Annotated in this window: 13 protein-coding genes; 4 read left to right on the plus strand and 9 right to left on the minus strand. The window is 75.2% G+C overall.

Going from position 1 to position 11,527, the window contains the following annotated elements:
* The coding region (locus BI06_RS53820) for a Xaa-Pro aminopeptidase (protein WP_043471929.1) at positions 1–116 on the plus strand (116 nt) is incomplete at its 5' end.
* Between the two features lie 66 nt (positions 117–182).
* Here the strand turns inward: BI06_RS53820 and BI06_RS25730 are convergent.
* The 3 genes from BI06_RS25730 to BI06_RS25740 all read right to left on the minus strand — a co-directional run bounded on the left by BI06_RS25730 (position 183) and on the right by BI06_RS25740 (position 3,196).
* Positions 183–1,214, minus strand: coding sequence for a nitronate monooxygenase family protein (locus tag BI06_RS25730; RefSeq protein ID WP_043471932.1), 1,032 nt, complete (start codon positions 1,212–1,214; stop codon positions 183–185).
* 90 nt (positions 1,215–1,304) lie between these two features.
* Complete coding sequence (locus BI06_RS25735) at positions 1,305–1,955, minus strand: response regulator transcription factor (RefSeq protein ID WP_030395932.1); 651 nt, start codon at positions 1,953–1,955, stop codon at positions 1,305–1,307.
* Complete coding sequence (locus BI06_RS25740; protein WP_043471935.1) at positions 1,952–3,196, minus strand: sensor histidine kinase; 1,245 nt, start codon at positions 3,194–3,196, stop codon at positions 1,952–1,954. The genes BI06_RS25735 and BI06_RS25740 overlap by 4 nt, the downstream gene beginning before the upstream one ends.
* Before the next feature lie 162 nt (positions 3,197–3,358).
* Between BI06_RS25740 and BI06_RS25745 the strand changes: the two genes are divergently transcribed.
* Together BI06_RS25745 and BI06_RS25750 are read left to right on the plus strand one after the other, a co-directional pair.
* On the plus strand, positions 3,359–4,435 hold the full coding sequence (locus BI06_RS25745) for an ABC transporter permease (protein WP_043471938.1): 1,077 nt from the start codon (positions 3,359–3,361) through the stop codon (positions 4,433–4,435).
* A complete protein-coding gene (locus tag BI06_RS25750) occupies positions 4,432–5,112 on the plus strand; it encodes an ABC transporter ATP-binding protein (RefSeq protein ID WP_030395929.1) in 681 nt (226 codons plus the stop codon). Before BI06_RS25745 ends, BI06_RS25750 begins: the two co-directional genes overlap by 4 nt.
* Before the next feature lies 1 nt (position 5,113).
* Here BI06_RS25750 and BI06_RS25755 read toward each other — a convergent pair whose 3' ends face one another.
* From BI06_RS25755 to BI06_RS25765, 3 genes are all read right to left on the minus strand, one after another.
* A complete protein-coding gene (locus tag BI06_RS25755; protein ID WP_043471941.1) occupies positions 5,114–5,707 on the minus strand; it encodes a Uma2 family endonuclease in 594 nt (197 codons plus the stop codon).
* A gap of 97 nt (positions 5,708–5,804) precedes the next feature.
* Positions 5,805–6,521, minus strand: coding sequence for a GntR family transcriptional regulator (locus tag BI06_RS25760; RefSeq protein ID WP_043471943.1), 717 nt, complete (start codon positions 6,519–6,521; stop codon positions 5,805–5,807).
* Positions 6,522–6,698: 177 nt separating this feature from the next.
* Positions 6,699–7,604: an NAD(P)-dependent oxidoreductase gene (locus BI06_RS25765; protein ID WP_051741839.1), complete on the minus strand. Its 906-nt coding sequence runs from the start codon at positions 7,602–7,604 to the stop codon at positions 6,699–6,701.
* 105 nt (positions 7,605–7,709) lie between these two features.
* Between BI06_RS25765 and BI06_RS25770 the strand changes: the two genes are divergently transcribed.
* Positions 7,710–8,336: a TetR/AcrR family transcriptional regulator gene (locus BI06_RS25770; protein ID WP_051741842.1), complete on the plus strand. Its 627-nt coding sequence runs from the start codon at positions 7,710–7,712 to the stop codon at positions 8,334–8,336.
* Positions 8,337–8,532: 196 nt separating this feature from the next.
* On the opposite strand, the gene BI06_RS25775 is transcribed toward BI06_RS25770, so the two are convergent.
* The 3 genes from BI06_RS25775 to BI06_RS25785 form a co-directional block, all read right to left on the minus strand.
* A complete protein-coding gene (locus BI06_RS25775; RefSeq protein WP_043473051.1) occupies positions 8,533–9,432 on the minus strand; it encodes an ornithine cyclodeaminase family protein in 900 nt (299 codons plus the stop codon).
* 119 nt (positions 9,433–9,551) lie between these two features.
* Positions 9,552–10,619, minus strand: a complete 1,068-nt coding sequence (locus BI06_RS25780; protein ID WP_051741844.1) for a proline racemase family protein — start codon at positions 10,617–10,619, stop codon at positions 9,552–9,554.
* A partial coding sequence (locus BI06_RS25785) for an aldehyde dehydrogenase (protein ID WP_043471945.1) occupies positions 10,619–11,527 on the minus strand: 909 nt, incomplete at its 5' end. The genes BI06_RS25780 and BI06_RS25785, both read right to left, overlap by 1 nt.

Below are 11,527 nucleotides of genomic sequence, written 5' to 3' on the forward strand. Positions count from 1 at the left end.
GCGTCCGGATCGAGGACGACCTGGTCGTCACCGCCGACGGCGCCCGGCTGATGTCCGGCGCGCTGCCCCGCAGCGTCCCGGCCATCGAGGCCTGGATGGCCGAGCTGCTCGGCTGAGCCCGCGGTGCCGGCCCCACGGCGGTCGGGCCGGCACCGCAGGGGACCGCCGCAGGGCCGCCGGGCTCACCGCCCGGCGGCCCGGGCCTCCTCCCACAACCGGGCCACGATCCCCGCCGCCGGGCCGCCGCGCGCCGCCCGGTGGCCCGTCCCGGCCCACAGGTGCATCGCCCCGGTGTCCCCGCGCCCGGCCGCCGCCGCGCGCAGCGGCTGGGTCAGGTGGTGCACCTCCGGATAGGCGGCGGGCGCGTACGGCCCGTACCGGTCGATGAACGCGTTGCGCAGCCCCCGCGCCGGACGCCCGGTGAACGCCCGGGTCACCGCCGTCGACTCGAACTCCGTCAGCGCCGCCCGGTGCGCCGCCGAGGTACCCGCCTCCTCCGCCCGCAGCAGCGCCGTCCCCACCTGGACCGCCACCGCCCCGGCCCGCAGCGCGGCCGCCACCGACGCCCCGTCGGCCAGCCCGCCCGCCGCGACCAGCGGCAGCCCCGTCACCGCCCGCACCGCGGGCAGCAGATCGAGCAGCGGGACCTCGCCCGGCCGGTCCGCGACCCCGTGGGTGGCCCGGTGCCCGCCGGCCTCCGGGCCCTGCACGCAGAGCGCGTCCATCCCGGCCGCCTCGGCCCGCCGGGCCTCCTCCGGCGTGGTCACCGTGCCCACCTGGAGGACCCCCGCCGCCCGCAGCGCCCGCGCCTCCTCGGCGGCGGGCAGCCCGAAGGTGTACGAGACCACCGCGACCGGCCCGGCGAGCAGCGCGGCGATCTTGGCGTCCCAGTCGTCCCGGTCCGGCCCGATCGCCTCCGGCAGCACGACCCCGTGCCGCTCCGCCTCGGGCCGCAGCCGCTCCCGGTAGGCGGCGACCGCCGCCGGGTCGCCGGGCTCGGCCGGTACGAAGAGGTTCACCCCGAACGGACGGTCCGTCAGCTTCCGGGTGAGTGCGACCTGTTCGGCCGTCGCGGCGGCGCTCCGGTAGCCGGCCGCCAGGAAGCCCAGCCCGCCCGCCGCGTTCACCGCCGCCACCAGCTCCGGCGTGGTCGCCCCGCCGGCCATCGGTGCGCCGATCACGGGCACGGCGAGTTCGTCGAGTCGGACGGCCATCCGGGGATCCTCCGGTCACGGGCGGACGAGGTCGCCGACCACCCTACGCCCGCCGCCCGTCGGCCCTCCGCGCCGTCACCCCATGCGCCGTCACCCCCCGCGCCGGATCAGCCCCCGCGCCCGCGCCTCCCGCACCGCCGCCGTCCGCGACTCCACGCCCAACTTGGTGTAGATGTGCACCAGATGCGACTTCACCGTGGCCAGGCTCAGATGCAGCCGCCCGCCGATCGCCTGGTTGGTCAGCCCGTCCGCGACCAGCCCCAGCACCTCGGTCTCCCGCGCGCTCAGCGCCGCCGCGGGCGTCCGCATCCGCTCCAGCAGCCGGTCCGCCACCGTGGGCGCCAGCGCCGGCCGGCCCGCCGCCGCCGACCGCACCGCGCGGGCCAGCTCCTCCGGCGGCGCGTCCTTCAGCAGGTACCCGGTGGCCCCGGCCTCCAGCGCGGGCAGCGTGTCCGCGTCCGTGTCGTAGGTGGTCACCACCAGGACCCGCGGCGCCCCCGCGCCCCGGGCCGTGATCGCCGCCGTGGCCTGCGCGCCGTTCATCGCCGCCCCCGGCCCGAACTGCAGGTCCATCAGCACCACGTCCACCGCCAGCTCCGCCGCCAGCTCGACCGCGCGCTCGGCGGTGGCCGCCTCCGCGACGATCTCGAAGTCCGGCTCGCTCTCCAGGACCGCCCGCAGCCCGGCCCGGACCACCGGGTGGTCGTCGGCGAGCAGCAGCCGGATCACGGTGCCGGTCACGACGACCCCTCCTTCGTGCCGCCCGCTCCCCCGGGCACCGGCAGCAGCACCGCCAGCGCCGTGCCCTCCCCCGGCGCGGACTCCACCGCGAAGCTCCCGCCCAGCGCCCGCGCCCGGGCCCGCATCGACGGCAGCCCGTAGCCGCCGTCCCCGCCGTCCCCGGCACCGCCACCGGCGGCGGTCCGCGTCCGCACGGCCTCCGGGTCGAACCCCGCGCCGTCGTCCACCACGTCCAGCGCCACCTCGCCCGCCATGAAGCTGAGCGTCACCTCGGCGTGGCCCGCCCCGGCGTGCCGCACCGTGTTGCCGAGCGCGGACTGCGCGATCCGCAGCAGCGCCACCTCGTGCGGCACCGGCAGCGGGACCCGCTCCCCGAGGACGTGCAGCCGCACCGGCAGACCGCTGCGCACCGAGGTCGTGGCGCACAGCCGCTCCAGCGCCACCGGCAGGGTGTCGCTCTCCAGCGCCGGCGGGGTGAGCGCCCGCACGAAGCGGCGGGCCTCGTCGAGGTTGTCCTGCGCGGCCTGCCGGGCCTGCTCCACGTACTCGCCGGCGGCCTGCGTCCGGTCCGGCAGCGCGCGCTGCGCGGCCCGCAGCAGCAGCTGGATGCTGGTGAGGCTCTGCGCCAGGGTGTCGTGGATCTCCCGGGCCAGCCGCTCCCGCTCGGCGAGGACCCCGGCCGCGTGGTGGGCGGCCGCGAGGTCGGCGCGGGCGGCCGTCAGTTCGTCGATGAGCCGGCGCCGCTCCTCGCTCTCCCGGTAGAGCGCCTGGTAGCCGAACACGGTCGCGACGGCGAAGGCGGCCCCCAGCAGCGGCCCGATCGCCGGCGCGACGCCGACGGTGTGCTGATGGGCGGAGTAGGCGACGATCGCCGCGACGGCGGTCAGCCCGACCGCCGCCACCCCGGCCCGCCGGCCGAGCAGGTGCAGCTCCAGGAAGTACAGCGGGAACGCCAGCCAGACCCCGTCCGGGGTGGCCACCAGCACGCCCACCCAGGTGACCCCGAGCAGCGCCAGCCAGAGCGCGGCGGCCCGGCCGGAGCGGCCGACGGCACCGATCAGCGGACCGGCCGCGTAGACGGCGGCCATCGCGGTGGCGGCGGCCGCGACCGCCGCCGGGTCCCCGTCGCGCCCGGCCAGGGCCCGGAGCACGGCGAGCGCGAGCAGGCCCGCCACCAGCAGGTGCAGACAGACCCGGAGCACGCGGGCGACGGGGGTGGTTCGAGGTCGATCGGTCGCCATCCGTCCAGCCTAGGGTCCGTGCCGCCGACCGGCATCAATCGAAAGGTTGAACTCCGCTTCCGCCCTTCGAAGCCGAGGTTCCAATCCCCGGTGCGATGCCCGGCGGGCCTCCGTTCGACCACTCTCGTCAGTGTCGCAGCGGAACGGACGAAAGGACTCGCGGTGTTCGTCGCCTGGAGGGATCTGGGGTTCGCCAAGGGGCGGTTCGCCCTGATGGGAACCGTCATCGTACTGATCACCGTGCTGGTCGGCCTGCTGTCGGGGCTGACCGCCGGACTCGGCCGGCAGAACACCTCGGCCATCACCGGCCTGCCCGCCGACCACCTGGCCTTCGGCCGGCCCGCGGACGGCCAGAAGCTGTCCTTCACCGACTCCCAGGTCACCCCCGAGCAGTGGCAGGGCTGGGCCCGGACCCCCGGCGTGACCGAGGCGCAACCGCTCGGCATCGCCACCACCAAGGGCGCCGCCGGAGCACGCACCTCCGCGCTCTCCGTCCTCGGCGTCCCCGACGGCTCCGCGCTGGCCCCCCGGGGCGACACCCTCTCCCCCGGCCGGGCGGTGCTGTCGCAGACCGCCGCGAAGGACCTCGGCGGACTGCGCCCAGGCGACGCCTTCACCGTCGCCGGCCGGCCGCTGACCGTCGCGGCCGTCGCCGGTGACGCCTCCTACAGCCACACCCCGGTGGTCTGGACGACCCTGGCCGACTGGCAGCAGGCCGCCCCCGGCGGGGCCGGGCACGCCACCGTGGTCGCGCTGACCACCGCGAAGGGCGCCGACCTCGCCGCCGCCGACACCGCCCTCGGCACCGAGACCCGCGACCGCGACGGCGCGCTCGCCGCGATCGGCTCCTACACCTCGGAGAACGGCTCGCTGCAGCTGATGCGGGGCTTCCTGTTCGCCATCTCGGCGCTGGTGATCGGCGCCTTCTTCACCGTCTGGACGATCCAGCGCAGCGGCGACATCGCCGTCCTGAAGGCCCTCGGCGCCTCCACCCGCTACCTGCTGCGCGACGCGCTCGGCCAGGCCGTCCTGCTGCTGCTCCTGGGCACCGCGCTCGGCACCGCGGTCGCGGTCGGCGTCGGCGCGCTGATCGGCTCCGCCGTCCCGTTCGTCCTGGACGCCCCGACGGTGCTGCTGCCCGCCGCCGTCATGATCGCGCTCGGCGCGGTCGGCGCGGCCCTGTCCGTCCGCCGCATCACCTCCGTCGACCCGCTGACCGCCCTGGGGAGTGCCCGATGACCCTGCACCTCGACCGCGTCACCCTCACCTACCCGGACGGCGACGGCCGGCTGACCGCCCTCGACGAGGTGTCGCTGACCGTGCCGAAGGGCACCCTCACCGCCGTGGTCGGCCCGTCCGGCTCGGGCAAGTCCAGCCTGCTGGCGGTCGCCGCGACCCTGATCGCCCCGGACTCCGGACGCGTGGTGGTCGACGGCACCGACACCGCCGGGCTGGACCGCGCCGGACTGACCGCGCTGCGGCGGCACCGGATAGGCATCGTCTTCCAGCAGCCCAACCTGCTGCCCGCGCTGACCGCCGCCGAACAGCTCCAGGTGATGGCCCACCTCGACGGCCGCTCCCCGCGCGCCGCCCTGCCCCGCGCCCTGGAACTGCTGGCCGCCGTCGGCCTGCGCGACCTGGCCGCCCGCCGCCCGCACCAGCTCTCCGGCGGTCAGCGCCAGCGCGTCAACATCGCCCGCGCACTGATGAACGACCCCACCGTGCTGCTCGTCGACGAGCCCACCAGCGCCCTCGACCACGAACGCGGCGCCGCCGTCCTCGACCTGCTGACCACCCTCACCCACCGCCGCGCCACCGCCACCGTCCTGGTCACCCACGACCGCACCCACCTGACGGCGGTCGACCAGGTCGCCGAGGTCCACGACGGCCGCCTGACGGTACCGGCGGCGTTGTGAGCTACTTCTTGGCGGCCAGCACCTCGTCCACCGAAAGCGTCACCGCGGCACCGATCGACTCCGGAAGCGCGAAGGACTGCCCGGGGTGGTGGACGGCGTGCACCCGGTACTCGCCGTTCTGGGGGTCGGTGAGCACCATGACTTTGAGGTTTCTGCGATCGACGATCAGATAGACCGGGATTCCCGCATCGGCGTAGACCATCGGCTTGATCTTCACATCCGCCATGTAATTGGAGGATGTGACCTCGGCCACGAGCCTGAAGACCGCCGGGTCGTAACTGTTGCGCTCGATCAGGTGATCCCTGTAGTCCGCGTCCACGACCGAAAGGTCCGGAACGGCGTAGTCGGACGGTCCGCCTGGCAGCCACAACCCGATTGCCTGAACCACCCTGCACGTGCGGTGGAGTCCGGCCGCCAGAAGCGGAACCATGAGATCCGTCAGTACCTCACCGTGCGGCCCGTCGGCAGGTGGCGTCACGGTGATCTGACCCCCGATGATCTCGACGCGGTGACCCGTCAACCGGCTGGCGATCAGCTCTGCGGCTTCCAGCAGCGTGGGCTGGCCGAACGAGTCTTCCACTGCGGCGGCGGACATGGAGTTCTCCTTGCTGCCGATGTCGGGAACATCATCGTAGAACCCGGGATCGATACCCCACCCGATTACGGAGAATTCCCCCGAACGGGTGGTTTACCTACCGGGCGCGCAGGCGCAGGCCGGTGCGGGACTCCTCCTCGGCCGCCTCCTCCTGGCCCTCCGCCCACAGCGAGCGGACGTGGCTGAGGTGGCGGGTCATGCAGGACTCGGCAGCCGGGGCGTCGCCGGCGATCATCAGGTCCAGCAGCTCCAGGTGCTCCTCCGCCGAGGAGACCAGCTCGCCGCGCTCGGCCAGCCGGTTGAGGCCGTAGAGGCGGGAGCGCTTGCGCAGGTCGCCGACGACCTCGACCAGGCGGGAGTTGCCGGCCAGGCCGAGCAGGTCGAGGTGGAACTGGCGGTCGGCCTCCAGGTAGCCGATGAGGTCCTGCTTGCCGGCCGCGACGACGATCGCCTCGGCCTGCGGGCGCAGCGCCTCCAACTGCTCGGGGGTGGCGGTGCGGGCGACCCGGCCGACGGTCGGGACCTCGATCAGGGCGCGGATCTCGGTGAAGTCGTCGAGGTCCCGCTCGGTGAGCTCGGTGACCCGGAAGCCCTTGTTGCGGACGGCCTCGACCAGGCCCTCGCGGGCGAGGTCCAGCATGGCCTCGCGGACGGGGGTGGCGGAGACGCCGAAGTCGGCGGCCAGGGCGGGCGCGGAGTAGACGACCCCGGGGCGCAGCTCGCCGGAGATCAGGGCGGCTCGCAGGGCGTGGGCGACCTGGTCGCGCAGCCGCTCCTGGACGGAGATCAGGGTGCGGGGTTTGAGGTCGGCCATGGTGTTCCTCCGGTGAGTGCAGAACACCAGCGTACAATGTCACGTTACGTTGAGTGTGCAACATCCCGTGATTTCGAACGACCCGTCAGCGCACGGCATCCATGGTCGCACCCCATGGTGGCAGGGCCGCCGCCCGCTGACAACGGTCGGCGGCCCACCTCCTCGTTCCCGTCCCTCTCACTTCCCCTTGAACAGGGGCACCAGGCCGGTCACGCTGGACCCGCCGTGTCCGGCCGCGACCGCCTCCCGGAAGGTGTCGGCGAGCAGCCGGGGCAGCGCCCCGTCCACCCCGGAGGCCTCGACGGTGTGCAGCACGTGTTCGAGGCTCGCAACGCCCATGGTCAGCCGGTCGACGTCGCCCTCGTGGTTCCCGGCGGCGATCCGGGGCGCGTAGAAGGCGAGGAAGCCGGGCATCGAGGCGGCCGTCGACGTGGCGTAGGGCAGGAACTCGTCCGCCGGGATGCCGTTGGCCTCCGCGACGGCGGTGGCGTGCAGGTAGGCGGTCAGCGAGGTCCAGAAGAGGTCCATCTGGATCTGGTAGTAGAGCTGCGCCAGCCCCGGGTCGTCGCCCCGGTAGTCGGCGCCGGTGAGCACCTCCAGGGCGGCGCGGTGCCGCCGGAAAAGCTCGACCGGGCCGCTGTAGAAGGTGGACGACTCGGGCCGCCCGATGCCGGACGGCGGGACCTGCACCCCGCCGGTGAGGTGCCCGGCGCCCCGCTCGGCGAGCCACCGGGCGGCCTCCCGGGCCCGGTCGGGGGTGTCCGAGCTGAGGTTGACGACGGTCCGCCCGGCCAGGGCCGGACCGGCGGCGGCCAGGACCGCGAACACCGCGTCGTAGTCGGTCAGGCTCAGCACGACCAGTTCATTGGCCGCGACCGCCGCGGCCGCGTCCGGCGCGAGCACGGCGCCCCGGGCGAGCAGGTCGTCGGCGCGGCCCGAGCTCCGGTTCCAGAGCGTCACGGCGTACCCGGCGTCCAGGTAGGCGCCGGCCATGGCGCGGCCCATCGGGCCGAGGCCGATCAGGGTGACGGACGGCTTGCCGCCCCCGTCCTGCTTGCCGTTCTCCTGCTGCGCGACAGACATGGGGATCCCCTCCGAAGGCGACTAGAACGAACGCTCTATCCAGGAGAGGAAGCTAGCACAGCTCTGGAACGAACGCTCTATTCAATATTCGGCTAGACTCCCCCCGTGAAGACGACGACCACCGGCACCCGGGAGCGGATCGTCCGGGCCACCTCCCGGCTGCTCCAGCGCCAGGGGTACGAGGGCACCGGCATCAAGCAGATCTCCCGCGAGGCGGAGGCCACCCTCGGCTCCGTCTACCACTTCTTCCCGGGCGGCAAGCAGGAACTGGCCGCCGCGGCGATCCGCCACGGCGACCAGGAGTTCGCGGAGCTGCTGCGCGAGGGGCTGGACAGCGCCGCCGACCCCGCCGAGGCGGTCACCGCCTGCACCCGGCTGCTCGCCGAGGCCCTGCGCGCCTCCGACTGGCAGGACGGCTGTCCGATCACCACCACCGCGCTGGAGACGGTCGGCCGGGCGCCGGTCATCGAGGAGGCCGTCACCGCGGCGTTCGCGCACTGGCGCGCCGTCGTCGAGGAGAAGCTGCACGGCAGCGGCATCGGCCTCACCGACGCCCGCGAGCTCGCCGCCACCGTCATCAACACCCTGGAGGGCGCCGAGCTCGCCGCCCAGGTCGCCCGCAGCGAGGAGCCGCTCCACCTCACCGGCCGCCACCTCGCCCGGCTGATCGACACCTACCGGCCGCCGCGGACGGCGCCCGCGTTCACCACCGCTGCCCCCGCCGTTCCCTGACCGGAACGCGAAAAAGCGGCCGGCGTGGCGGGGGATCCCTTCCCACCACGCCGACCGCAACTCCGGCCGACACAACAACGACCGATCCCCGTCCGAGGTGACGGACTGGGGGACGGGTACCGACACAGCGCCGAGCGCCGGTACCCGATCGGCCGGGCCCCACAGCAGACCTGTGCCGACCGGAAGCCTCAGGGGCCTACCGGCCCACCCCGCGCCGGTGCACCTCGGCCGCGACCGCGAGATCCTGCCAGGCCATGCCGACGCTCTTGAAGAACCTCGGCCGGTCGGCCGGCACCGGAGCCTCGCCCCGCACCAGCTCGGCCAGGTTCCACAGCGGATCGGCGCCGGTCACCCCCGCCATCAGCAGGTCACCGGCCTCCCGCAGCGCGGCGGCCCTGGCCTCCACGTACAGCGCGGACCGGCCGACCAGCACCTCGTCCACCTCGCGGGCGTCCACCTCGTGCGAACCGACCGCGGCCACCGCCGCGTGGTCCGGCACCAGCGCGCCGTCGAACAGCGGCGTGCGCGCGGTGGTGCAGCAGACCACCAGGTCCGCCCCCGCCACCGCGGCCGGGGTGCCGACTGCGGCCTTCAGGCCGAGCCCGCGGGCGTACCGGACCAGTGCCTCGGCCGGCTCCGCGCTGCGGGCGACCACGGTCACCCGGGTCAGCCGGCGGACGGCGAGCAGGGCGTCCAGATGCCCGTACGCCTGCGGGCCCGAGCCGAACAGCACCAGGTGCTCGGCCTCCGGCACCGCCAGCCGGTCCAGCGCGACGGCCGTGACCGCGGGGGTGCGCAGCGAGGTGAGCGCGATGCCGTCGAGCAGTGCGACCGGCTGCAGGGTCGGACCGTCCAGCAGCAGGTAGTTGCCGGTGATCCGGGGCAGCCCGACGGCGGGATTGGCCGGCGCGACGCCGGCGATCTTCACCCCGACGTAGGCCGTGGAGGCGGCCGGCATCATCAGCAGCTCCCCGGCCGGTACCGGGATCGCCGAGCGGGCGGGGACGGTCTCCGGGTCGAGCCCGTCGAGCAGCACGCCCTCGATCGCCCGCGCCGCCTCCTCCGGCGTCAGTTCGACCGCGCCGGCCGGCAGCACCGCCGGCCCTGCGGTCGGCCCGGCAGCCGGGGAGTCGGCGGGGGCAGTGCCCGGCGTGGCGGGCCGGAGCGGCTCGACCGCCACGCCGGGCGGTTCCGGGGCCGTCCGCCGGTCGCCGCTCACAGCAGGAATCCCGCGCCGAGCGTGTCCTGCGGGTCGAGCAGGAAGCGGTGCTCGCCGGTGCGGTGCGCGGTGCCGGTCACCTCGGTGACCACGCCGTCGCCCCACGGGTCGCCGCCGGGCAGTACCCGCCCGCCGAAGACCGTGCCGACGATCGACTCGTGCCGCAGCTCCGCGCCGGGGGCGAGCCGCCCCTCGGCGGCCAGCACGGCCAGCCGGGCCGAGCTGCCGGAGCCGCACGGCGAGCGGTCGATCTGGCCGTCCGCGAAGACGGTGACGTTGCGCTGGTTCAGCGTGCCGTCCACCGACGGGAGTTCGTCGAACAGGATGACGCCGTAGACGCCGGACAGCCGCGGGTCCACCGGGTGCCGCACGGCCGGGGAGTCGGCCAGCGCGGCCCGGATCTCCCGGCCGATCGCGGTGAGCTCGGGCAGCAGGTCGAGGGTCACCGAGAGGCCGAGGGCCGCGGCCGGCACCGAGACGTAGCAGGCGCCGGAGTGGGCGACGGCCACCTCGACGGTGCCGCGCGAGGTCTCGACCGGGAGCTTCAGCTCGCTCACCCAGGAGGGCACGTTGCGGAAGGTCACCCCGGTGGTCCGCCCGGCGGCCCGGTGCACCAGCGCGGTGACCCGGCCGGACGGCACGTCGATCCGGACCCGGGCGACGCCGTAGTCGGGTGCGGCGACCAGCCCGGAGTCGACCGCCCAGGCGCCGAGCGCGATGGTGCCGTGGCCGCAGGCGGTCGAGTAGCCGTCCTTGTGCCAGAACAGCACACCGAGGTCGGCCTCGTCGTCGTCCGGCGGCACCAGGAAGCCGCCGTACATGCCGGCGTGGCCGCGCGGCTCCCGGGTGAGCAGCTGCCGGATGTCGTCCAGCGGGCCCGGCCGGGGCGCGGTGGCGGTGCCGCCGGCCCCGATCGCGATCGCCCGCCGCTCGGCGACGCTGTCGCCGGGGATGACGGGCGTGCCGCCGACGACGATCCGGAACGGCTCGCCGGCCGTGTGGTAGTCGACCGTGTCGACCTGCACCACCGGGGGCGCCTCCCGGTCGGGGAGGTCCGTCGTCATCAGGCGCCCCCGCCCGGCAGCAGGGTGACGGTGCGGCTCTGGGTGTAGAAGTCCAGCGCGGCCTGCCCCTGCTCGCGGGCACCGTGGCTGGCGCCCTTGGCGCCGCCGAACGGCAGGTGGAAGTCGACGCCGCTGGACGGCGCGTTGACCCGGATCATGCCGGCGTTCAGGCGGTCGGCGGTGGCGAGCGCCGCGTCCAGGTCCCGGGTGTGCACCGAGGCGGACAGCGTGTACGGGGTGTTGTTGGCGAGCGCGATGGCCTCGTCCAGGTCGGCCGCCGCGTGCAGCACGGCGATCGGACCGAAGAACTCCTCGCGGCTCAGCGGGTGCTCGTCCGGGACCCCGGCGACCAGGGTCGGCTCCAGGTACCAGCCGTCCCGGGCGGGCGCGCCGCCGCCGGTCAGCACCTCGGCGCCGGCCTCGCGGGCGGAGTCGACGGCCGCGGTGATCTCGTCCCGGGTGGCCTCGTTGATGACCGGCCCGCAGGAGGTGCCGTCGACCTGGCCGAGCGCCTTGACCAGGGCCGCGCGCAGCGGCTCGTAGGCCTCGCCGACGGCGACCACCCGGCTGGTGGCGGTGCACTTCTGCCCCGCGTAGCCGGCGATCGCGTTGGCGAGGTGGGCGGCGGCCTGGTCGATGTCGGCGTCCGGCAGGACGATCGCGGTGTTCAGCCCGCCGAGCTCGGCCTGGACCGGGATGCCGCGGTCCGTGGCGGTGCGGACGACCTGGCGGCCGACGCCGGTGGAGCCGGTGAAGGAGACCACGTCGGCCGCGCCGACCAGGGTGCCGCCCTCGGCGCCGCCGCCGGGCAGCACGGTGAAGACGTCGGCCGGCAGCCCGGCCTCGGCGACCAGCTCGGCCAGCCGGCGGGCGCAGCCGATCGCCTCCGAGGAGGGCTTGAGCACCAC

The organism is Kitasatospora sp. MBT66 (assembly GCF_000710405.2).
Lineage (GTDB): Bacteria > Actinomycetota > Actinomycetes > Streptomycetales > Streptomycetaceae > Kitasatospora > Kitasatospora purpeofusca.